Origin of the sequence: Mesorhizobium qingshengii, from assembly GCF_027563465.1 — a bacterium.
In the GTDB taxonomy this organism is placed as follows: domain Bacteria; phylum Pseudomonadota; class Alphaproteobacteria; order Rhizobiales; family Rhizobiaceae; genus Mesorhizobium; species Mesorhizobium qingshengii_A.
Genome location: NZ_JAPFQA010000012.1, coordinates 53,027 through 73,409, shown reverse-complemented (window position 1 = coordinate 73,409; position 20,383 = coordinate 53,027). Strand labels below are relative to the sequence as shown.

23 protein-coding genes are annotated in these 20,383 nt (G+C 63.9%); 18 read left to right on the top strand and 5 right to left on the bottom strand.

From position 1 onward, the window contains the following. Window positions 1-15: 15 nt before the first annotated feature. The 4 genes from OOJ09_RS22955 to OOJ09_RS22940 all read right to left on the bottom strand — a co-directional run bounded on the left by OOJ09_RS22955 (window position 16) and on the right by OOJ09_RS22940 (window position 2,328). On the bottom strand, window positions 16-567 hold the full coding sequence (locus tag OOJ09_RS22955) for a copper chaperone PCu(A)C (protein WP_269907397.1): 552 nt from the start codon (window positions 565-567) through the stop codon (window positions 16-18). A 97-nt stretch (window positions 568-664) separates the two neighbouring features. Next, window positions 665-1,021, bottom strand: coding sequence for a hypothetical protein (locus tag OOJ09_RS22950; RefSeq protein ID WP_269907396.1), 357 nt, complete (start codon window positions 1,019-1,021; stop codon window positions 665-667). Between the two features lie 117 nt (window positions 1,022-1,138). Continuing rightward, window positions 1,139-2,041, bottom strand: coding sequence for a GntR family transcriptional regulator (locus tag OOJ09_RS22945; RefSeq protein ID WP_256751643.1), 903 nt, complete (start codon window positions 2,039-2,041; stop codon window positions 1,139-1,141). 59 nt (window positions 2,042-2,100) lie between these two features. Further along, on the bottom strand, window positions 2,101-2,328 hold the full coding sequence (locus tag OOJ09_RS22940; protein WP_269907395.1) for a hypothetical protein: 228 nt from the start codon (window positions 2,326-2,328) through the stop codon (window positions 2,101-2,103). On the opposite strand from OOJ09_RS22940, the gene OOJ09_RS22935 reads away from it, so the two are divergent. From OOJ09_RS22935 to OOJ09_RS22910, 6 genes are all read left to right on the top strand, one after another. Beyond that, on the top strand, window positions 2,309-3,814 hold the full coding sequence (locus OOJ09_RS22935; RefSeq protein WP_269907394.1) for a UxaA family hydrolase: 1,506 nt from the start codon (window positions 2,309-2,311) through the stop codon (window positions 3,812-3,814). The genes OOJ09_RS22940 and OOJ09_RS22935 overlap by 20 nt on opposite strands. Window positions 3,815-3,873: 59 nt before the next feature. Continuing rightward, window positions 3,874-4,872, top strand: a complete 999-nt coding sequence (locus OOJ09_RS22930) for an aldo/keto reductase (RefSeq protein ID WP_269907393.1) — start codon at window positions 3,874-3,876, stop codon at window positions 4,870-4,872. A gap of 338 nt (window positions 4,873-5,210) precedes the next feature. Further along, a complete protein-coding gene (locus OOJ09_RS22925; protein WP_269907392.1) occupies window positions 5,211-6,206 on the top strand; it encodes an ABC transporter substrate-binding protein in 996 nt (331 codons plus the stop codon). 153 nt (window positions 6,207-6,359) lie between these two features. Next, complete coding sequence (locus OOJ09_RS22920; protein WP_269907391.1) at window positions 6,360-7,913, top strand: sugar ABC transporter ATP-binding protein; 1,554 nt, start codon at window positions 6,360-6,362, stop codon at window positions 7,911-7,913. After that, window positions 7,910-8,878, top strand: coding sequence for an ABC transporter permease (locus tag OOJ09_RS22915; protein ID WP_269907390.1), 969 nt, complete (start codon window positions 7,910-7,912; stop codon window positions 8,876-8,878). The genes OOJ09_RS22920 and OOJ09_RS22915 overlap by 4 nt, the downstream gene beginning before the upstream one ends. 71 nt (window positions 8,879-8,949) lie before the next feature. Further along, window positions 8,950-9,966, top strand: coding sequence for a zinc-binding alcohol dehydrogenase family protein (locus tag OOJ09_RS22910; protein WP_269907389.1), 1,017 nt, complete (start codon window positions 8,950-8,952; stop codon window positions 9,964-9,966). 18 nt (window positions 9,967-9,984) lie between these two features. Here OOJ09_RS22910 and phnF read toward each other — a convergent pair whose 3' ends face one another. Next, window positions 9,985-10,734, bottom strand: a complete 750-nt coding sequence (gene phnF / locus OOJ09_RS22905) for a phosphonate metabolism transcriptional regulator PhnF (RefSeq protein ID WP_269907388.1) — start codon at window positions 10,732-10,734, stop codon at window positions 9,985-9,987. 121 nt (window positions 10,735-10,855) lie between these two features. Between phnF and phnG the strand changes: the two genes are divergently transcribed. From phnG to phnE, 12 genes are all read left to right on the top strand, one after another. Continuing rightward, a complete protein-coding gene (gene phnG / locus OOJ09_RS22900; protein WP_269907387.1) occupies window positions 10,856-11,317 on the top strand; it encodes a phosphonate C-P lyase system protein PhnG in 462 nt (153 codons plus the stop codon). Beyond that, window positions 11,317-11,928, top strand: a complete 612-nt coding sequence (phnH, locus tag OOJ09_RS22895; RefSeq protein WP_269907386.1) for a phosphonate C-P lyase system protein PhnH — start codon at window positions 11,317-11,319, stop codon at window positions 11,926-11,928. The genes phnG and phnH overlap by 1 nt, the downstream gene beginning before the upstream one ends. 1 nt (window position 11,929) lies before the next feature. Continuing rightward, window positions 11,930-13,042, top strand: a complete 1,113-nt coding sequence (locus OOJ09_RS22890; protein ID WP_269907385.1) for a carbon-phosphorus lyase complex subunit PhnI — start codon at window positions 11,930-11,932, stop codon at window positions 13,040-13,042. Further along, on the top strand, window positions 13,039-13,458 hold the full coding sequence (fosX, locus tag OOJ09_RS22885; protein ID WP_269907384.1) for a FosX/FosE/FosI family fosfomycin resistance hydrolase: 420 nt from the start codon (window positions 13,039-13,041) through the stop codon (window positions 13,456-13,458). The genes OOJ09_RS22890 and fosX overlap by 4 nt, the downstream gene beginning before the upstream one ends. Further along, a complete protein-coding gene (locus OOJ09_RS22880; protein ID WP_269907383.1) occupies window positions 13,455-14,354 on the top strand; it encodes an alpha-D-ribose 1-methylphosphonate 5-phosphate C-P-lyase PhnJ in 900 nt (299 codons plus the stop codon). The genes fosX and OOJ09_RS22880 overlap by 4 nt, the downstream gene beginning before the upstream one ends. Continuing rightward, complete coding sequence (gene phnK / locus OOJ09_RS22875; protein WP_091583414.1) at window positions 14,351-15,127, top strand: phosphonate C-P lyase system protein PhnK; 777 nt, start codon at window positions 14,351-14,353, stop codon at window positions 15,125-15,127. The genes OOJ09_RS22880 and phnK overlap by 4 nt, the downstream gene beginning before the upstream one ends. 68 nt (window positions 15,128-15,195) lie before the next feature. Next, window positions 15,196-15,903, top strand: coding sequence for a phosphonate C-P lyase system protein PhnL (gene phnL / locus OOJ09_RS22870; RefSeq protein WP_269907382.1), 708 nt, complete (start codon window positions 15,196-15,198; stop codon window positions 15,901-15,903). Continuing rightward, window positions 15,900-16,517, top strand: a complete 618-nt coding sequence (locus tag OOJ09_RS22865; RefSeq protein ID WP_269907381.1) for a DapH/DapD/GlmU-related protein — start codon at window positions 15,900-15,902, stop codon at window positions 16,515-16,517. Before phnL ends, OOJ09_RS22865 begins: the two co-directional genes overlap by 4 nt. A gap of 151 nt (window positions 16,518-16,668) precedes the next feature. Continuing rightward, the gene (locus OOJ09_RS22860) at window positions 16,669-17,379 is read left to right on the top strand and encodes a DUF1868 domain-containing protein (RefSeq protein ID WP_269907380.1); all 711 of its coding nucleotides are present in this window, start codon (window positions 16,669-16,671) and stop codon (window positions 17,377-17,379) included. A 135-nt stretch (window positions 17,380-17,514) separates the two neighbouring features. Next, the gene (gene phnC, locus OOJ09_RS22855; RefSeq protein WP_269907379.1) at window positions 17,515-18,372 is read left to right on the top strand and encodes a phosphonate ABC transporter ATP-binding protein; all 858 of its coding nucleotides are present in this window, start codon (window positions 17,515-17,517) and stop codon (window positions 18,370-18,372) included. Between the two features lie 89 nt (window positions 18,373-18,461). Continuing rightward, window positions 18,462-19,370, top strand: coding sequence for a phosphonate ABC transporter substrate-binding protein (phnD, locus tag OOJ09_RS22850; RefSeq protein WP_269907378.1), 909 nt, complete (start codon window positions 18,462-18,464; stop codon window positions 19,368-19,370). Between the two features lie 55 nt (window positions 19,371-19,425). Further along, complete coding sequence (gene phnE / locus OOJ09_RS22845) at window positions 19,426-20,382, top strand: phosphonate ABC transporter, permease protein PhnE (protein ID WP_269907377.1); 957 nt, start codon at window positions 19,426-19,428, stop codon at window positions 20,380-20,382. Window position 20,383: the final 1 nt, after the last annotated feature.

The following is a 20,383-nucleotide window of genomic DNA, read 5'->3' as shown; positions in this document are numbered from 1 at the left end:
AACCTGCTGGCGCGATCAATTGGCGTGGTCGTCCATGCCGCCCATCTCGCCCATGCCTTCGACGGCGAAATCGACGCTGACCGTGCCAGCCTTCTCGAAAGTCAGCGTGGCGGAAAATTTCTCGCCTTGCTTGGGTTGCCGCTTCAGTCCGATGAACATCAGGTGATAGCCGCCAGGCGCAAGGGCCACCTTGCCGCCGGCCGGGATTTCCAGGCCGCCGGCAACCGGCCGCATGGTCATGACACCGTCCTTCACCGCCATCTCATGCAGTTCGGCCTTGTCCGAAACATCGGAGGAAATCGACAGCAGCCGGTCGGGCGCACTGCCATTGTTGGTGATGGTGAAATAGCCGCCGGCCACCTTGGCGCCGGCCGGCGTGGCGCGCGACCAGGGATGCCCGATCTCGAGATCGCCGGCCTTGAACTCATGCGCCAGGACGGTCTGGGCACCGGCGAACAACAGGGCAAGAGCCAGCACGGCAATGCCGAGACGCTCCTCGAAGCTACGCAGGAAGGATCTGTTGCGGCCGAGCGCAGGACGCGCGGCGGTAGGGAAAAAATAGGACATGGTTGCTCCATGAAGTGATGATCGCGCCGGTACCGGTCGCGAGCAGTTCTGATCTTTGGATGGGTACGCCCGCGAAAGGTTCCGCCGGCAGGCAGGCTCAGGCCGGCAGCGGCGGCGCACGCGGGTTCGACGGCGAGCGCTCACGCGCGAAGTCCAGGTGCGGCGTTGCCGGAAAGACAAAAGCGACCGTTTCAAAGGAAAGGCTGCCCAGCGCCAGGCCGGTGTCGGGCGGCGGCGCGAAGGCCGTCGAAACCATGCTGCAGCCAAGCACGCAGCATGCCGGCGCATGGGACGGTTGCGGATTGCCGCCCGGAAGCTCGGCCGCACCCTCATGGGTACAGATGACATTGCCGAAAGCGTCGATCTGCGCCGCAGTCGGCCCGGCGCCGAAGGCGAACGCGCCGAGCGTCGACTGGAGCAGCAGCAGGTAGGCCGCGACAAGCGCGGCCGGCATGCTCCACCGTCTTCTCGATACGCTCAAAGCCCTGCCTCTTCGCAGCAATGCTACATACCTAGCATGCGGCTGGCGGGTGGAAAATCGGCAATTCGATGCTGCGGCAACGCGGCGCGATCAGGATTTTTGCAGCGGCCGGTTTTCAGGGATCGAGGTCAGCAAGGTGTGACGCGCCGACTTCAGGTGCTTGCGGCAGGCCGCGTCGACCTTGCCGAGGTCGCGCGACTTGAGCGCCTCGATGTAGGCAAGATGCTCACCGACCGCCACTTCGTTGCGCTCACGCTCCTGCGCCTTGTTCCACTGGTAGTGATAGTGGAAGATCATGGCGATGACGTCGTAGAAATCGACGATGAATCGGTTGCGCGACGCGCGATGGATGAGCCGGTGAAAGCGCTCGTCCAGCTCCGAGAATTCGTTGAAGCGGGTGGCGATCTCGCGCGCGAGCAGGCGATGCTCATCCTCCAGACGGTCGAGATCGACCCAGACCGTGCTGTCCTGCGGCAAGGCGGCGAAGGCGGCCGCCGAGCGCAGTTCGAACATCTCGCGGATCTCGGTCAACTCCAGCGCGAAGGCACGGGTGAAGCCCTTCAGCACCCAATGGCTGTTGCGGCGCTTCTCGATCAGGCCGAAGCGGGAGAAGCGGATCAGGAACTCGCGCACGCTGGTGGTGCCAACCCCGATCTCGCGCGCCAGTTCGAGCTCGTTGATCTGCATGCCAGCTTCGGCGCCACCGGCGAGCAGCCGTCGCATGAACGACCGCTCGATGATCTCTGCCAGCGTGTCGGTTTCTTCCTCCGGGAAGAAATCATCTGGACGCGGTTCGCGCAGCACCGTCTTGGCACGCTTGTTCCAGGTGATCAGCCCGGTCTCTTCCATGCGCGCCAGGATGCTGCGGACGGTCGTACGGCTGACGCCAAGCAAGGTACCCAGCTCCGGCTCCGACGGCAGGCTGCGCGTTTCGTCGAGCAGCCTGAGGCAGCGGTTGTAGGCATCCTTGTAGACGTTGTTGCTCTTCGACATCCCTGACCCGTTGCACGCCGGCGCTTGCGGTGGCCGGCTTGAAGCGCAATATGACGTTCCTAGCGCATGGTCCCGAAAAGCGGAATCGCTTTTCGGCAATCCAAGGTCTGGCTCGGTGCTTGAAGCATCCCCCTCACCCAGAGCCACGCGGAACTGCGGCGAAAAAACAATTGACGCAAAAATGTTTTTTCACGATAAAAGACATTACCTCTTAACAGGCGCGTGTCAATCCGCCCGCGCATCCCAGGATCACCCAGGAAACCGCCCGTGAACGCCTCGAACAGCATTCTTCTCTCCGCCGCCGACAATGTCGCCGTCGCCAACGGCCGCATCGAGATCGGCACCGCGCTGCCGGGCGGCGCGCTTGCCACCGCCGTCATCGAGCCCGGCCACAAGGTAGCGATCAAGCCCATTCCCGCAGGCTCGGCCGTGGTCAAATACGCCCAGGCGATCGGCCGCGCCACGCAGGACATCGCGCCCGGCGAGCATGTCCATTCGCACAATCTGGTTTTCGAAGCCGGTCGTTTGCCGGTGGTGCCGCCGAGCGAGGCGGAGCACGCAACGGAGGCGGACCGCGCCCGCACCTTCATGGGTTATCGCCGCGCCGATGGCCGCGCCGGCACGCGCAACTTCATCGGCATCATCGCCAGCGTCAATTGCTCGGCCACCGTCTGCCGTACCATCGCCGATCACGCCAACCGCACGCTGCTGCCGAAATATCCCGGCATCGACGGCTTTGTTCCCATCGTCCACGGCCAGGGCTGCGGCATGAGCGCCACCGGCGACGGCATGATGGTGCTGCACCGCACGCTCGCCGGCTACGCCCGTCATCCGAATTTCGGCGGCGTGCTGATGGTCGGGCTCGGCTGCGAGGTCAATCAGTTGACCCTTTACGGCCAGAAGGGCGTCGCCGCCGGCAAACGCCATTTCAACATCCAGGACGCCGGCGGTTCGCGCAAATCGGTCGAAATGGCGATGGGCGTGCTGGCCGAGATCGCGGAGGAAGTCGGTCAGTTGAAGCGTGAGCCGATCCCGGTCAGCGAGATCGTCGTCGGCCTGCAATGTGGCGGCTCCGACGGCATGTCGGGCATCACGGCCAATCCGGCGCTGGGTGCGGCTGTCGATATCCTGGCCGGCGTCGGCGGCATCGGCATCCTGTCCGAGACCACGGAAATCTACGGCGCCGAACATCTGCTCGCCTACCGCGCGGCAACGCCGGAGGTCGCGCAGAAGCTCGACGGCTTCGTGAAATGGTGGGAGGATCACGTCGCCAAGCACGGCGCCTCGATCGACAACAATCCCTCGCCCGGCAACAAGCGCGGCGGCCTGACCACCATCCTGGAAAAATCGCTCGGCGCGGTCGCCAAGGGCGGCCAGACGCCGCTCAACGGCGTGTTCGGCTATGCCGAAAAGGTCACCGGGCACGGCCTGGTGTTCATGGACACGCCCGGCTACGACCCGGTCTCGGCCACCGGCCAGGTGGCCGGCGGCGCCAACGTCATCGTCTTCACCACCGGCCGCGGCTCCTGCTTCGGCTGCCGGCCGACGCCGTCGATCAAGGTCGCCACCAATTCGACCATGTATCACCAGATGGAAGAGGACATGGACGTCAACTGCGGCGTCATCGCCTCCGGCGAAAAGACCATCGCCGGCATGGGCCGCGAGATCTTCGAACTGATCGTCGAGACGGCTTCCGGCCGCAAGACCAAGAGCGAGGACTTCGGCTACGGCGACAACGAGTTCGTGCCCTGGCATCTTGGCGCAACGCTCTAGATTTCACCGATATCTGAAGACTGCCAGGCCGGACAACGGTCGGGAACGGGAGGTTGTGCATGGAAAAGCGCCGCATCGGCAAGACTGCGCTCGAGGTCACCGAGGTCAGCTTTGGCGGCGCCGCGATCGGCGGCCTCTACCGCGCCTGTTCGCGCGAGGCGGCGATGGAGACGCTGCAAGGCGCCTGGGAAGCCGGCCTGCGCTACTTCGACACCGCGCCCTTCTACGGTTTCGGCCTGTCGGAACGGCGCTTCGGCGACTTCCTGCGCTACAAGCCGCGCGATTCCTATGTGTTGTCGACCAAGGTCGGCCGCCTGTTCCGCCCGGTGCCGGAAGACCAGGTTCCCGATCACTCCTATGTCGACCCGCTGCCCTTCGCGCTCGACTACGATTATTCCTATGACGGCATCATGCGCTCGGTCGATTTCAGCTACGCGCGGCTTGGCCTCAACAAGATCGACATCCTCTTCGTCCACGACATCGGCACCTATACGCATGGCGTCGAGAAGACCAAGCTGCACTTTCGCCAATTGATGGATGGCGGCCTCAAGGCGCTGGAGGAATTGAAATCTTCCGGGGTGATTTCCGCCTATGGGCTCGGCGTCAACGAAGTCCAGATCTGCCTCGACGTGATGCGCCGGGCACCGCTCGACTGCATCCTGCTCGCCAGCCGCTATTCCTTGCTCGACCGCAGTGCCGAAGCCGAACTGCTGCCGCTATGCCGCGCACAACAGACCTCACTGGTCATCGGCGGCGTGTTCAACTCCGGCATATTGGCGACCGGACCGGTGCAAGGCGCGCATTTCGACTATCAGCCCGCCAGCCGCGATATCCTCGACCGTGTCGATGCGATGGAGAAGATCGCCGCCGAAGGCGGTTATCCGCTGGCCGCTGCCGCGTTCCGGTTTCCCCTGCATGAGCCCGTGGTCGCCACCGTGCTGACCGGCACAGCCAAACTGGCGAACCTGACGCGCAACCTCGACCTGCTCGATGTCGACTTCCCGGAGACGGAATACGCCAGATATCGCCCCTACACGGTGGTGCAGGAACTGGCGTGAGACGCGCGTCCACCCGCCGTGAGCAGGCGCCCCAGGCATCACAGCCTCGCCATCCCAGAAAAGAATGAACATTCCATATTGACTAACACATGGAATTAATATTCCATGTGTTCACGGAACGGAAACGGGAGTGTCTGGCCGCGGCAAAGGAGGAGCGGCGCGGTGGATCAGCCTCTGCCGGGCCACGGGAGGACTGGCATGAAACACCGCTTGCATCGACCCAGTCGATGCACTATCAAAACGAGGTAAATGTTTTTTATTGATAAAGTTCTGTTTGGGCCGCGCCTATCCGGATGGAGCTTCCGTAACGTTCACCGGGCGACTTAGGGAGGAATCCTATGAAATTCGTGACCAGCATTCTCAACCGCCGCGCCGTCATGGCACTGGCAGCAGCTTCCATGCTCGCCGGCGTCATGCATTCGGCGCCGGTTTCGGCGGCGGACGTGACCATTCCGATCATCGTCAAGGACACCACGTCCTTCTACTGGCAGATCGTTCTGGCCGGCGCCCGCAAGGCCGGCAAGGATCTCGGCGTCAACGTGCCGGAACTCGGTGCCCAGGCTGAAACCGACGTCAACGGCCAGATCTCCATCCTCGAGAACGCTGTTGCCGGCAACCCGGCCGCCGTCGTCATCTCGCCGACGGAATTCAAGGCACTCGGCAAGCCGATCGATGAGGCCGCCGCCAAGGTCAAGGTTATCGGCATCGACTCCGGCGCCGACTCCAAGGCCTTCACCTCGTTCCTGACCACCGACAACGTGCAGGGCGGCCGCGTCGCCGCGGACGGTCTTGCCGCGGCCATCGGTGCCGCCAATGGCGGCAAGGTCGAAGGCAAGGTTGCCCTGATCACCGCACTTCCCGGCGCCGGCTCGCTCGAGCAGCGCGCCCAGGGCTTCAAGGAACAGCTCAAGGCTAAATATCCTGGCCTCGAACTGGTCGCCGACAAGTATGCCGACGGCCAGGCCACGACCGGTCTCAACATCGCGACCGATCTGATCACCGCCAATCCGGACCTGAAGGGTATCTTCGCTTCCAACCTGATCATGGCGCAGGGCGTCGGTCAGGCGATCGCCGAGAACAACCTTGCCGGCAAGGTCGGGCTGATCGGTTTCGACAGCGACGAGAAGCTGATCAAATTCCTCAATGACGGTGTCATTTCCGGCCTCGTCGTCCAGGATCCGTACCGGATGGGCTATGACGGCATCAAGACGGCGCTCGCCGCCTCGAAGGGCGAGAAGGTCGAGGCCAATGTCGACACCGGCGCCAACCTCGTCACCAAGGCCAACATGAAGGAACCGAAGATCGACGCGCTGCTCAATCCGAAGCTCAACTAAGCATCGGCACAGGCGCACTGTTTCCGGGGCCTCGTTGCCCCGGAAACACCAAGCATATCGCTTGGAAATCCGCCGGCTTGGGTTAGGCTGCTCCGGCGGTGTGCCAAAGCCTCGCCGCATGCCAAATCGTGAGGCCAATCTGGGAGGATTGTCATGACGTCGACGGCGCAGGAACTGCACCCGGCCCCCGTGCTGGAACCCGGCAGGACGATCCTCGAACTGCACGGCCTCGAGAAGAAATATCCGGGCACCCATGCGCTGAAACCGGTGACCCTCGCCTTCAAGGCTGGTGAAATCCACGCCATCGTCGGCGAGAACGGCGCCGGCAAATCCACCCTGATCAAGCTTTTGACCGGCGTCATGCCGCGCACGTCCGGAGAGGTCATCTGGGAAGGCAAGCCGGCGGCGCTGGCGACCCCGCATGAAGCGATGGCGCTTGGCATCAATGCCGTGCACCAGGAGGTCGTGCTCTGTCGTCACCTGACGGTCGCCGCCAACATGTTTCTCGGCGAGGAGAACTCGCGCTTCGGCATCCTGCAGCAGCGCGCCATGGTCAAGGAAGCGCAGAAGATCATCGACGATCTCGGTTTCGACCTGCCGGCGCATGTCACACTCGGTGACCTCACCATCGGCCAGCAGCAGCTGATTGCGGCGGCCCGCGCCACAGTGCGCGGCACCAAGTTCCTGATCTTTGACGAGCCAACCGCCTACCTGACCCGCAAGGAAGCCGATCAGCTCTTCACGCTGATCCGCCGGCTGAAGGGCGAAGGCGTGACGATCATCTATATCAGCCATCGCATGGAGGAAGTGTTCGAGCTGGCCGACCGCGTCTCCGTGCTGCGCGACGGCACGCTGGTCGGCACCAGGAACATCAGCGAGACCAACGACGCCGAGCTGGTCAAGATGATGATCAACCGCTCGATCGAGCAGATCTACCATAAGGAACATTTCACGCCGGGCGCGGCAATCCTCGAAGCCAGGAACCTCTCCGGCAAAGGCTTCGAGAATGTGTCGATGACGGTCCGCGCAGGCGAGATCGTCGGGCTCTACGGCCTGATCGGCGCCGGGCGCAGCGAATTCGTCACCACGCTTTACGGCCGCCACCGCAAATCGGCCGGCCAGGTCCTGTGGGAAGGCAAGGAAGTCCAGATCAATTCCGAGCATGACGCGATCAAGCTTGGCATGGCGCTGGCGCCGGAAAGCCGCCGCGACCAGGGCCTCTGCCTCAACCTGCCGGTCGGCCTCAATCTCAACCTGCCGATCTACAAGCGCATCTCGAACAATCTGCTGATCTCCAACGCGCAGGAAAAGACGCAAGCCGACCGCCAGATCGCCGATCTGCGGATCAAGACGCCGACGCGCAATGCGCTGGCGTCCAGCCTGTCCGGCGGCAACCAGCAGAAGATCGTCATCGGCAAATGGCTGGCCCATGGTGCCAAGCTGTTCATCTTCGACGAGCCGACGGTCGGCGTCGATGTCGGCACCAAGGCCGAGATCTACCGCCTTTTCAGCGCATTGCTGTCGAAGGGCGCCGGCATCATCCTGATCTCGTCCTACCTGCCGGAAGTTTATGAACTGGCAGACACCCTGCACGTGTTCCGCCGCGGCAAGCTGGTGGCCACGCATGGGTTCCGCACCGCCGACCACGAGGAAATTCTCACACAGGCGCTCGCCGAGAAACAAGAAAAGCTGGGAGGACAGACATGAGCACCGAGGCGATTCCTGCCGAAAAGCCGAAGCGCAACTACAACGCCTTGTTCGGGCTGACGCTTCTGGCCTTGTTGGTGCTGCTATGGGTCATCCTGTCGGTGTCCACATCAAGCTTCGCCTCCGCCAACAACATCTCGAACCTGCTGCGTCAGGGTTCGATGATCGCGATCCTTGCGGTCGGACAGACCTTCGTCATCATCACCGGCGGCATCGACCTTTCCGTCGGCGCCGTGGTCGGCTTTGCCACCGTCATCGCAGCGATGCTGATCAATGCCGGCGTGCCGGTCTTCCTCGCCGTTCTGCTCACCTTGCTGGTCGGCGTCGCCATCGGCCTGTTCCATGGCTTCGGCATCGTCAAGATGGGCTTGCCGCCCTTCATCATCACGCTGGCGACACTGACCTCGCTGCGCGGTATCGGCCTTTTGATAACCAACGGCAATTCAATCTCGATCAACAACGACGCCTTTCAGGAATTCTCGCGCAACTCCTTCCTTGGCGTCCCCAACCTGTTCTGGATGGTCATCCTGGTCGGCATACCCGCCTATGTCTTCCTGCATCACAGCCGCTGGGGCCGGTACCTGTTTTCGGTCGGATCGAACGCCGAAGCCTCGCGTCTGTCCGGCGTCAACGTCCAGCGAACCATCTTCATGGCCTACACGCTATCGGGTCTCTGCGCGGCCTTCGTCGGCGTTCTGCTGGCTTCGCGCATCGGCATCGGCAACCCGACCCAGGCCGAGGGCTGGGAACTGCAAGCGATCGCCTCGTCGGTCATCGGTGGCACCTCGCTGTTCGGCGCGGTCGGTTCGGTGCATGGGCCGCTGCTCGGCGCCTTCATTCTCGCCACCATCAACAACGGCGCCAATCTCTTGAACGTAAACGCGTTCTGGCAGCGCATCGTCACCGGCGTGCTGATCATCGTCATCGTCTATTTCGACGGTCTGCGCCGCCGCGGCGGCAAGTGACCACCACTGAAATCGATCGCCGGCCTGGCATGAAGACGGGCCGGCGATTTTATGACAGACTGGATTGAAGCATGAAAGCCGTCGTCTGCCGCTCGCCCGGCGATCTTGTCCTGGAAGATCGTCCCGCACCCGGCGCGCCACCGCCCGGCTGGGCGCTGGTGGCGGTCAGCCACGTCGGCATCTGCGGCACCGACTACCATATCTTCGAGGGCAAGCACCCGTTCCTCGCCTATCCCCGCATCATGGGCCATGAAGTATCGGGAACCGTGCTCGAGACCGGTGAAGCTGTGGATCTCGCCGTTGGCGAGCCAGTCGTCGTCAACCCCTATCTTTCATGCGGCAAGTGCATCGCTTGCCGGCACGGCAAGCCGAACTGCTGCGTCAGGATCGAGGTGCTCGGCGTCCATCGCGACGGCGCCATGTGCGAACGGATCCTGGTACCGGCGCAAAATCTTTATCCGGCAAACGGTCTGCCGCTGGCGGACGCCGCCGCCGTCGAGTTCCTCGCCATCGGCGCGCATGCCGTGCGGCGCGCACGCGCCGATCCCGGCGCCCGCACGCTGGTCATCGGCGCCGGCCCGATCGGGCTCGGCACGGCCATCTTCGCCCGTATCGCCGGTCTCGACGTGACGCTGCTCGACATGAGCAGCGAAAGGCTCGCCTTCGCCGCGAACGAACTCGGCTTCCAGACCCTTGACGGCTCGCGCGGCGCGGTGCCCGATCTGGTCAGGGAGGCGACCGGCGGCGAAGGCTTCGAAATGGTTTTCGACGCCACCGGCAACACCCGGTCGGTGCAATCGGCCTTCGCCCATGTCGCGCATGGTGGAACACTGGTGCTGGTCAGCGTCGTCAAGGACGACATCGTCTTTTCCGATCCGGAATTCCACAAGCGTGAGATGACGCTGATCGGCAGCCGCAATGCGCTGCGCGCCGACTTCGATCACGTCGCGGCCTCGATCCGCAACGGCGCGGTGCCATTGGCCAAGCTTGTCACCCACCGCACACCGCTTACCGAAACGCCGCGCGATCTCGCCCGCTGGGCACACGAGAAATCCGGCCTGATCAAGGCTGTGATCGAGGTCGGATAAGCAATCGGCAGCGTCGGCTCACAGCGCCGACAGCCTGAGCTCGACCCGCTCGGCCGGGAAACGCGACTCGGAAAACTGGATCGGCTGGCCGTCGGGCGTAGCGTTGACGGCGACCGTGACCAGCACGATGGCTCCGGGCTGCAGATCGAGATCGGCAAGATCGGCAGCATCGGCATGGCGCGCCGACAACACGGTCGATTGCCTGAGATAGTCGTCTATGCCGAAACGCGCCAGCGATGCGGTGATCGAACCGGTTTCCGCCATCACGGCATCGATGCCGGCAAAGCGCCTGGCTTCGAACCAGCCTGCAGCGCGCGACACCGCCCGCCCATCGGCTTCGCCGCGCGTTTCCAGCCGTATCACCTCGGCCCCCCTGGCAAGGCCAAGGCCCTCGGCGACGCGCTGGCTGGCCGGCTCGACCGACGAGGCGAGCAGGACGATGTGCCTTTCCGATGTCTGCCCTTGCAGACCCGTCGAAAAGCGCGTGCGCGCGCCGATCGGATAGGACAGCCGCTTGCGCGACAGCACGAAGGTGCCACGCCCCTGCTCTGCCCGCAGCACCCCTTCCTGCACAAGGGCCGATATGGCGCTGCGCACGGTGTGACGGTTGACGCCGTAGCGCTCGGCCAACGCCACCTCCGGCGGCAGCGCGGTATTCTCGGCGAAATCGCCAATGGCGATCGCGTGCAGGATCTTGTCGGCGATCTGTCGCCATAGCGAGACGCCACTGCGCCGCTCGATTCTGTCAGCTGCCGGCCGCCCGATCATCGATTGCCCCTAGCCTTCCATCGCCTGTCATCCACCCGTCATGGACTCGCGTTAGATAATGGGTATAATTTGTATAGATGTCTATATCAATAGACGAATTTAGGCGAGAGGGATGTTGCTCATGCGAGGACAGGAAGCCCGCGACCAGGCCGACCGCAAGGCCGCCATGGCAACACTGGCGCAATCCAGCGGCGACGATATCGTCCGGCTCTGGAACGAGGCCGGTTTGCCCTCGGAAGCTGAACTGCTGCGTGGCCCCGAGACCGGCCTGGTGACCATGCGCGGCCGCATCGGCGGCGGCGGCGCGCCTTTCAATGTCGGCGAGGCGACCATTACCCGGGCCACCGTCAGGCTGCCGTCCGGTCAGGTCGGCCATTGCTATGCGCTTGGCCGCGACAAGCAGAAGGCAAGGCTGGCGGCCATCGCCGACGCGCTGTGGCAGGACCCGGCGCGCCGCAATGAGGTCGAGACCAAAATCATCGCGCCCCTGCAGGCGGCGCTGACCACAGCGCATGAACGGCGCCGTGCCGAGACGGCGGCAACGAAGGTGGATTTCTTCACAATGGTTCGCGGAGAAGACTAATGGACGCAGCTGTGCAATCGATCGAGGGCGGTTTCGCCGATCCGGTCTTCAACGCCCAGACCGTGTTCCGCGCCGTCATGGACGCAATGGCGCGGCCGGGTAGCGTGCAGCCGCTGCCGGCCTTCGCCCGCCCGCCGGCGCCGCTGTCGGCAACCGCCGGCGCCATAGCACTGGCGCTTTGCGACAATGACACCCCGCTATGGCTCGACCCGGCACTGCAAAGCTCCGCCGCGATCAGATCCTGGCTTGGTTTCCACTCTGGCGCACCACTGGCCAACACACCGGCCGATGCGCATTTCGCGTTTGTCGCCACGCCGGCCGAGATGATGGCGCTCGATGGTTTTTCGCAAGGCACGCAGGACTATCCCGACCGCTCGACCACGCTGATCCTGCAAGTCGGCGATCTTGCTTCGGGCGCCCCATTGCTGCTCGAGGGCCCCGGCATCGAGACCAGCGCCACGATCGCACCGGCGCGGATGCCGCGTCATTTCGTCGAGCAGTGGAAGCAGAACAACCAGCGCTTTCCGCGCGGCGTCGACATCATCCTCGCCACCGCTGACGGCATAGCCTGCCTGCCGCGCACGACGCGGATCAAGACGATGGAGGCGTAGGATGTATGTCGCGGTAAAAGGTGGCGAAGCCGCTATTCGTAACGCCCACGGCCTGCTTGCTGATCGCAGGCGCGGCGAACGTTCGGTGCCCGCACTTCGGCTCGACCAGATCGTCGAGCAGCTGGCGCTCGGCGTCGACCGGGTGATGAGCGAAGGCTCGCTCTACGATAGGGAATTGGCGGCGCTGGCCATCGTTCAGGCGCGCGGCGACATGATCGAGGCGATCTTCCTGGTGCGCGCTTATCGCACCACGCTGCCGCGCTTCGGCTACACAAGGCCGATCGACACCGCCAACATGCTGGTCGAGCGGCGCGTGTCGGCAACCTACAAGGACCTGCCCGGCGGCCAGCTGCTTGGGCCCACATTCGACTATACCCACCGGCTGCTCGATCCGGAGCTTGCCGCCGGCGCCGATGTTGCCGAGCCGCTGCGGCGCGAGACGGAACCGCAAGCCATGCCGCGCGTCTCGGCGATCCTCGCCCGCGAAGGCCTGATCGAGCCGGACGGCGAGATGCCGCAGGACCATGTCCCCGGCGACATCACCCGCGAGCCGATGGAATTCCCGATGGCGCGCGACATCCGCCTGCAGGCGCTGTCACGCGGCGACGAGGGTTTCCTCTTGGCGCTCGGCTATTCCACCCAGCGCGGCTATGCCCGCAACCATCCCTTCGTCGGCGAGATCCGCATCGGCGAGGTCGAGCTGGAACTCGACGTGCCGGAACTGCCCTTCGCGGTGCCGCTTGGCACCGTCCGCGTCACCGAATGCCAGATGGTCAACCAGTTCAAGGGCTCGGCCAAGGCGCCGCCGCAATTCACCCGCGGCTACGGCCTCGTCTTCGGCCAAAGCGAGCGCAAGGCGATGGCCATGGCGCTGTGCGACCGGGCGCTGCGCGCCACGGAGCTCGGCGAGGATGTCGTCGCCGCCGCGCAGGACGAGGAGTTCGTCATCTCCCACTCCGACAACGTCCAGGCGACCGGCTTCGTCGAGCATTTGAAGCTGCCGCACTATGTCGACTTCCAGGCCGAGCTCGACCTCGTGCGCCGCATGCGCGCCGAATACGACGCGCGCGAAAATCCTACGAAGGTCGAGGAAAAGCGGGAGGCCGCCGAATGATCGAAGGCCTGTCCCACATGACCTTCATCGTCCGCGACCTCGACCGCATGACCGCGATCCTCGAGGAAGTCTTCGACGCGCGCGAGGTCTATGCCAGCGACGCCAAGCAGTTCTCGCTGTCGCGCGAAAAATTCTTCCTGATCGGCGACATCTGGATCGCCATCATGAAGGGCGAGACGCTGCCGGAACGCAGCTACAACCACATCGCCTTCAAGATCGATGACGCCGATTTCGACCGCTATGCCGAGCGCGTCGGCAAGCTCGGCCTCGACATGCGCCCGCCCCGCCCGCGTGTCGAGGGCGAAGGTCGCTCGATCTATTTCTACGACGACGACAACCACATGTTCGAACTGCACACCGGCACGCTTACGGAGCGGCTGGCACGCTACGCCAAGGAACTGGAGGTCGCGCCATGAGCGATATCGCCACCTACAACTTCGCCTATCTCGACGAGCAGACCAAAAGGATGATCCGCCGCGCGATCCTCAAGGGCATCGCCATCCCGGGCTATCAGGTGCCGTTCGCTTCGCGCGAAATGCCGATGCCCTATGGCTGGGGTACCGGCGGCGTCCAGGTCACCGCCTCGATCATCGGCCCCCACGATGTGCTCAAGGTTATCGACCAGGGCGCCGACGACACCACCAATGCCGTGTCGATCCGCGCCTTCTTCAAGAAGGTCGCCAATGTCGCGGTGACGACCGATACCGCCAGCGCCACCATCATCCAGACCCGCCACCGTATCCCCGAACATCCGCTGACGGCGGGCCAGGTGCTGGTCTACCAGGTGCCGATCCCCGAGCCCTTGCGCTTCCTCGAGCCGCGCGAGACCGAAACGCGCAAGATGCATGCGCTGGAGGAATACGGCCTCATGCATGTCAAGCTCTACGAGGACATCGCCAGGCACGGTCGCATCGCCACCACCTATGCCTATCCGGTCAAGGTCGAGGGCCGCTATGTGATGGACCCGTCGCCGACGCCGAAATTCGACAATCCCAAGATGCACCGCTCGCCGGCCCTGCAGTTGTTCGGCGCCGGCCGCGAAAAGCGCATCTACGCGGTGCCGCCCTTCACCAGCGTGGTCAGCCTCGACTTCGAGGATCATCCGTTCGAGGTGCAGACCTTCGACCAGCCCTGCGCGTTGTGCGCGGCCGAGAATGTCTATCTCGACGAGGTCATTCTCGACGACCATGGCGGCCACATGTTCGTCTGCTCCGACACCGATCACTGCGAGAAGCGGCGTGAAGAGGGCCATCGCGGCCATCTTGCGCCGGAAACCCACCTTGCCCCAGGAAACATGGAGCCGGCGCAATGACCGACGAACCACTGCTGCGCGTCTCGGCACTCTCCAAATTCTACGGCTCGCGTGTCGGCTGCGACAATGTCTCCTTCGACCTGTGGCCGGGCGAAGTCCTGGCGGTGGTCGGCGAATCCGGCTCCGGCAAGACGACGCTGCTCAACTGCCTGTCGACACGGCTGCTGCCCTCCTCCGGCACCGCCAGCTACCGCATGCGCGACGGCCAGTTCCGCGAACTTTACCGCATGAGCGAGGCCGAGCGCCGCTTTTTGATGCGCACCGACTGGGGTTTCGTCCACCAGAACCCGGCGGATGGCCTGCGCATGACGGTGTCGGCCGGTGCCAATGTCGGCGAACGGCTGATGGCTGTGGGGGATCGCCATTACGGCAAGATCCGCGCCACGGCCGTCGACTGGCTGTCGCGCGTCGAGATCGACGAGGACCGCATCGACGACGAGCCACGTGCCTTCTCCGGCGGCATGCGCCAGCGCCTCCAGATTGCCCGCAACCTCGTCACCGGGCCTCGGCTGGTGTTCATGGATGAGCCGACCGGCGGCCTCGACGTCTCGGTGCAGGCGCGCCTGCTCGACCTGTTGCGCGGCCTGGTCACCGATCTTGGTCTCGCCGCCATCGTCGTCACCCACGACCTCGCGGTGGCACGCCTTCTGTCGCAGCGCATGATGGTGATGAAGGACGGCCGCGTCATCGAAAGCGGCCTCACCGACCGCGTGCTTGATGACCCGCGCGCGCCCTACACCCAGCTTCTCGTTTCTTCCATTTTGCAGGTCTAGCCGCGTGATCCCGAAAAGTGGAAGGCGGTTTTCGGACCAGATCATGCGGCAGAACAAAGGACACTGACATGGCAACCCCGCTCGTCGTCTCCGACGTCGCCAAGAGCTTCACCATGCATCTGCGCGACGGCATCAAATTGCCAGTCGTCGCCGGTGTCTCGTTCTCGATCAGGGCTGGCGAATGCACGGTGCTTGGCGGCCCGTCCGGCGCCGGCAAGAGCTCGATCCTCAAGATGCTCTACGGCAATTACGCCGTCGATGAAGGCCAGATCATCGTCAGCCACGACGACGGCTTGATCGACCTTGCCACCGCCAGCCCGCGCACCGTGCTTGCGGTGCGCCGCCAGACCATCGGCTATGTCAGCCAGTTCCTGCGCACCGTGCCGCGTGTCCCGGCGCTGGATGTCGTCGCCGAGCCGCTGGTCGAGCGCGGCGAGGACCACGAGAGCGCGCGCGACAAGGCGCGCGCCTTGCTGGCGCAACTCAACCTGCCGGAGAAACTCTGGGCTCTGCCGCCGGCGACCTTCTCCGGCGGCGAGCAGCAGCGCGTCAACATCGCGCGCGGCTTCATCACCGAGCACCCGATCCTGCTGCTCGACGAGCCGACTGCCTCGCTCGACGCCAGGAACCGCGACGTGGTGATCGAACTCATCGCTGGCAAGAAGACGGCGGGCGTCGCCCTCCTCGGTATCTTCCACGACCATGACGTGCGCGAGGCGGTTGCCGACCGCATCATTGACGTCACCGCTTTTGCCCCGGGAAAAATCGCCGCATGACCAGGAAATTATCGGAAGCGCCGCTGGTCCATCCGACGGCTGACGTAGAAAACTCGACACTTGGTCGCTGGACCGAGATCGCCGACCGCAGCCGGGTTTCCGAAAGCGAACTCGGCGATTACTCCTATATGATGCAGGACTGCGCCGTCTGGTGCACGACGATCGGCAAGTTCTCCAACATTGCGGCAAGCGTGCGCATCAACGCCACCAACCACCCGACATGGCGGCCGACGCTGCACCATTTCACCTATCGCGCCTCCGACTATTGGGACGATGCCGAGCACGAGAGCGAATTCTTCGCCCAGCGCCGCGCCAGGCGCGTCACCATCGGCCATGACACCTGGCTCGGTCACGGCTCGACCATCCTGCCTGGCGTCACTGTCGGCGATGGCGCGGCGGTCGGCGCCGGAGCGGTCGTCTCGAAGGATGTCGCGCCCTACACCATCGTCGGCGGCGTACCGGCAAAGCCGATCCGCGAGCGCTTCGATCGCCGCACCGCCGAGCGCTACCGGGCGCTTGCCTGGTGGGACTGGGACCACGCAAGGCTGCGCGCCGCACTCGACGATTTTCGGTCGCTTGAGGCCGAAGCCTTCCTGGAGAAATATGGCGGGTAGAGCAATTGCAGGAAAAGTGGGGAACCGGTTTTCCGTCCGGAATTGCGTTAGACAACGAGAGATCGGCCATCACATCATCGTCATGGACAGGCCTGTTTCATATCCCTGACACATCGCCGAAGCAGGACGTGGTCTTTCCTCGGAGATCGCCATGCTCGACACAGTCAAACCATCCCTCGCCGGATTCTTTGCCGGCTCCAATCCGACCCCTCCGTTGCACCTCGGCACCCGCTACGACACGTCAGGCAATTTCCTGATCGAACCCGGCAACACCGTGGTCAGCCACCTGGTCGGCGGTTCGCCATCCGAAGCCGTGGTGCTCGCAGTACGCGACCGGATGCTGGCGATGCCCGACGCCGACCGGCTGGCCTTCACGCCCGTCTCCAGCCTGCATATGACGCTTTTCCAGGGCATCATCGAATACCGCCGCCGGTTGCCCTACTGGCCGCGTGGCGTACCGCTCGACACCAGCATCGACGCGATGACCCGCCTCTATCTGGAACGGCTGAAGGGCTTCGAGGGCTTTGGCCCATTCAACATCAAGGTGGTCGAAGTCGTCCCGACGGGACTCACCGTTGCCGGCGCGACGGACGACGACGTGCGCATCATGCGTGCCTGGCGCGATGCCTTGGCCGTGCCGTTCGGATACCGGCACCCCGATCACGACAGTTATGTCTTCCACATCACCTTCGCCTATCAGATCCAGCGACTGGCGGACGACAGGATGGCGCAATGGCAAGCACTGTTCGATGACTCTCTCGCGCTTTTCGCGCGGCAGGCGCCGATGATCGAGATCAAGGCACCCGCCTTCTGTGCATTCCGCGACATGAAGCACTTCGAGGAGTTGCTTGCGCTCGGCTGATCGCTCTGGAAGGGGCGCCAGACGCCGCGTCTGTGGGCAGTAACAAAACTGACATCAATCCGACACCGCAGGTTCATGGCGCTGCGCTAGCGAAGGCCAACAGACCTTCAACCGCGACTGGACTGGAACCTGCCCATGTCAGCAACGTCAGCCACGCTCGAAATCCGCGGCGTCTCTCGCCGATTTGGCAAGAACATCGCCGTCAGCAATGTCGACATCTCGATCCCGCAAGGTCAGATGGTCGGCATCATCGGCCGTTCCGGCGCCGGCAAATCGACCCTTTTGCGCATGATCAACCGTCTCATCGATCCCAGCCAGGGGTCGATTTTTTTTGACGGCGCCGAGGTTTCCCAGCTGCGCGGTTCGCCACTGCGGCGCTGGCAGCGCGACTGCGCCATGATCTTCCAGCAGTTCAACCTGGTGCCGCGCCTCGACGTACTGACCAATGTGCTGCTCGGCAAGCTGAACCACCGTTCGACCATCACCAATCTGTTCGGCATGTTCTCCCGCGCCGAGTGCGCCGAAGCGGTTGCGGCGCTGGAACGGCTCGACATCGCCCGCACCGCCCTGCAGCCCGCCGGCACCTTGTCGGGCGGCCAGCAGCAGCGCGTCGCCATTGCCCGCGCCATGATGCAGCAGCCCAGGGTGATCCTCGCCGACGAGCCGATCGCTTCGCTCGACCCGCTCAACGCCAAGGTGGTGATGGATTCGCTGCAGGACATCAATCTGCGCGAAGGCATCACCGTCGTCACCAATCTGCATACACTGGATACCGCCCGCACCTACTGCAACCGCATCATCGGCATGGCCGCCGGCAAGGTCGTCTTCGATGGCCCGCCGGAAGAGCTCAACCGCGAGGCCGTGCGCCTCGTCTATGGCGCCGACAGCAATGGCGGCGAAATCTCCGAGGCCATCACCTCGACCAGCGTTGCCATCAAGCAAAAGATCGCCGCATCCGCCGGACCGCTCGAACCCGCATTTCCGGGATACTGAGCGGCCTGGATCGCCAGCCCGCGTCAAGGGTACCTGTCAAAATCAGAACGCTGCCGGCGCGTGGCCGGAACCTACAGGAGAGATATCCAATGTTCAGGAAGATGGTTTTTGGCGCCGTTTCGGTGCTCGCAATGGCGACCAGCATGGCCCATGCCGCCGATATGAAGGAATTTCGCGTCGGCATTCTCGGCGGTGAAAACGAGACCGACCGGCTGCGCAACTACCAGTGCCTCGCCGACCACCTGAAAGCCGAATTCGGCTTTGAAAAAGTGTCGCTGTTCCCGGCCGCCGACTATGACGGTGTCATCCAGGGCCTGCTCGGCGGCACGCTCGACTTCGCCGAGCTCGGCGCTTCCGGCTACGCCAGCGTCGTCCTGAAGGACCCGAAGGCCGTCACCCCGATCCTCACCACCCAGCAGACCGACGGCGCGACCGGCTATTATTCGATCGGCCTGGCGCTGAAGTCCTCCGGCATCACCGACATCAAGTCGGCCAAGGGCAAGAAGCTGGGCTACGCCGATCCGGATTCGACCTCCGGCTATCTGATCCCGCTGACCCAGATTCCGAAGGACACCGGTGCTTCGAACGAAACCTTCTTCGCTTCGACCCAGTTCAACGGCGGCCACGAGAACAACGTTCTGGCCGTGCGTGACGGCAAGGTCGACGTGGCGGTGGACGATTCCTCCGGCATTGGCGACTTCAAGGACGGCTACAGCTCCGGCACCTTCCACAAGGAAGTCGCCAAGGGCGCCGTCGACCCCAACGACTTCGTCGAAGTCTGGCGCTCGGGCCTGATCCCGAACGGCCCGCTGGTCGTGCGCACCGCGCTCGGCGACGACATGACCGCCAAGCTGACCGCCTTCTTCACCGCCCTGCCCAAGAAGGACAAGGCTTGCTTCGAAGGCGTCGAAGGCGGCGATTTTACCGGCTACGTCCCGGTGAAGCCGGACTTCTACAACGTCATCGTCGAAGCCCGTAAGGCAGCCATCGGCGGCTAACGGCAAAATCAAAAAGGGCGGTGTTCAAAGCACCGCCCTTTTTGCATCTCCGATCATGACCCTTTCCGTGACCGCTCATTCAGACGCGACGCACCGGGCAGCCGATGCCTGGCGACGCCAGACATCCTTGCGCCGGCTCTATACGGCTATCGGTGTCGGCCTGCTCATCGTCGCGCTCTGCGGCACCATGTGGTTCGCCGACGAGGCCAATGCCGGGCATTTCTTCGATCGGCTGCCACACATACTGGACTTCCTGAGCTGGCTCGTCCCCAAGGACTGGAACGATGTCTGGCGGGCGATGTTCGACATCGCTTCCCCACATGATACCGGCACCCAGGAATTCAACTTCCCGCTCGGCCGCGCCTATGTCTGGGGCAGCTTCTACATCCCCGAATATTTCGAGTTGATGCTGACCACGCTCAACGTGGCGCTGGTCTCGACCTTCATCGGTTTCGTCTTTGCCGTGCCGTTCTCCTTCATCGCGGCGCGCAACCTGACGCCGCACCCCGTGCTGCGGCTTATCGTCAAGCGCTTCATGGAACTGCTGCGCGCTTTTCCCGAGATCGTCATCGCCGGTCTGTTCGCGGCCATTGTCTCGATCGGCCCGATCGCCGCCATCATCGCCATCGGCCTGCATTCGATCGGCGCGCTGGGCAAGCTGTTCTACGAGATCAACGAGAACATCGACATGCGCGCCGAGGAAGGCCTGCGAGCGGTCGGCGCCAACTGGTTCGAGCGGGTACGCTTTGCCGGCCTGCCGCAGGTGCTGCCCAACTTCATGTCCTACACACTGCTGCGGATCGAGATCAACGTGCGCATCTCCACCATCATGGGCGCGGTCGGCGGCGGCGGTATCGGCGAAGAGCTGAAGCTGTCCATCTCCCGCGGCTTCGGCGCCAAGACGATAGCCCTGGTGCTGCTCCTGTTCACCACGATCTTCATCGTCGACCAGTTCTCCGCCTGGCTGCGCCGCAAGCTTGTCGGCGAGCAAGCCTTCATGATCGGGGCGTAGC

What these genes read in the sequence shown, in the direction of transcription:
- OOJ09_RS22955 (WP_269907397.1), bottom strand. Translation starts at nt 567, where the DNA reads ATGTCCTATTTTTTCCCTACCGCCGCGCGTCCTGCGCTCGGCCGCAAC.
- OOJ09_RS22950 (WP_269907396.1), bottom strand. Translation starts at nt 1,021, where the DNA reads ATGCCGGCCGCGCTTGTCGCGGCCTACCTGCTGCTGCTCCAGTCGACG.
- OOJ09_RS22945 (WP_256751643.1), bottom strand. Translation starts at nt 2,041, where the DNA reads ATGTCGAAGAGCAACAACGTCTACAAGGATGCCTACAACCGCTGCCTC.
- OOJ09_RS22940 (WP_269907395.1), bottom strand. Translation starts at nt 2,328, where the DNA reads ATGCTGTTCGAGGCGTTCACGGGCGGTTTCCTGGGTGATCCTGGGATG.
- OOJ09_RS22930 (WP_269907393.1), top strand. Translation starts at nt 3,874, where the DNA reads ATGGAAAAGCGCCGCATCGGCAAGACTGCGCTCGAGGTCACCGAGGTC.
- OOJ09_RS22925 (WP_269907392.1), top strand. Translation starts at nt 5,211, where the DNA reads ATGAAATTCGTGACCAGCATTCTCAACCGCCGCGCCGTCATGGCACTG.
- OOJ09_RS22920 (WP_269907391.1), top strand. Translation starts at nt 6,360, where the DNA reads ATGACGTCGACGGCGCAGGAACTGCACCCGGCCCCCGTGCTGGAACCC.
- OOJ09_RS22915 (WP_269907390.1), top strand. Translation starts at nt 7,910, where the DNA reads ATGAGCACCGAGGCGATTCCTGCCGAAAAGCCGAAGCGCAACTACAAC.
- OOJ09_RS22910 (WP_269907389.1), top strand. Translation starts at nt 8,950, where the DNA reads ATGAAAGCCGTCGTCTGCCGCTCGCCCGGCGATCTTGTCCTGGAAGAT.
- phnF (WP_269907388.1), bottom strand. Translation starts at nt 10,734, where the DNA reads ATGATCGGGCGGCCGGCAGCTGACAGAATCGAGCGGCGCAGTGGCGTC.
- phnG (WP_269907387.1), top strand. Translation starts at nt 10,856, where the DNA reads ATGCGAGGACAGGAAGCCCGCGACCAGGCCGACCGCAAGGCCGCCATG.
- phnH (WP_269907386.1), top strand. Translation starts at nt 11,317, where the DNA reads ATGGACGCAGCTGTGCAATCGATCGAGGGCGGTTTCGCCGATCCGGTC.
- OOJ09_RS22890 (WP_269907385.1), top strand. Translation starts at nt 11,930, where the DNA reads ATGTATGTCGCGGTAAAAGGTGGCGAAGCCGCTATTCGTAACGCCCAC.
- fosX (WP_269907384.1), top strand. Translation starts at nt 13,039, where the DNA reads ATGATCGAAGGCCTGTCCCACATGACCTTCATCGTCCGCGACCTCGAC.
- OOJ09_RS22880 (WP_269907383.1), top strand. Translation starts at nt 13,455, where the DNA reads ATGAGCGATATCGCCACCTACAACTTCGCCTATCTCGACGAGCAGACC.
- phnK (WP_091583414.1), top strand. Translation starts at nt 14,351, where the DNA reads ATGACCGACGAACCACTGCTGCGCGTCTCGGCACTCTCCAAATTCTAC.
- phnL (WP_269907382.1), top strand. Translation starts at nt 15,196, where the DNA reads ATGGCAACCCCGCTCGTCGTCTCCGACGTCGCCAAGAGCTTCACCATG.
- OOJ09_RS22865 (WP_269907381.1), top strand. Translation starts at nt 15,900, where the DNA reads ATGACCAGGAAATTATCGGAAGCGCCGCTGGTCCATCCGACGGCTGAC.
- OOJ09_RS22860 (WP_269907380.1), top strand. Translation starts at nt 16,669, where the DNA reads ATGCTCGACACAGTCAAACCATCCCTCGCCGGATTCTTTGCCGGCTCC.
- phnC (WP_269907379.1), top strand. Translation starts at nt 17,515, where the DNA reads ATGTCAGCAACGTCAGCCACGCTCGAAATCCGCGGCGTCTCTCGCCGA.
- phnD (WP_269907378.1), top strand. Translation starts at nt 18,462, where the DNA reads ATGTTCAGGAAGATGGTTTTTGGCGCCGTTTCGGTGCTCGCAATGGCG.
- phnE (WP_269907377.1), top strand. Translation starts at nt 19,426, where the DNA reads ATGACCCTTTCCGTGACCGCTCATTCAGACGCGACGCACCGGGCAGCC.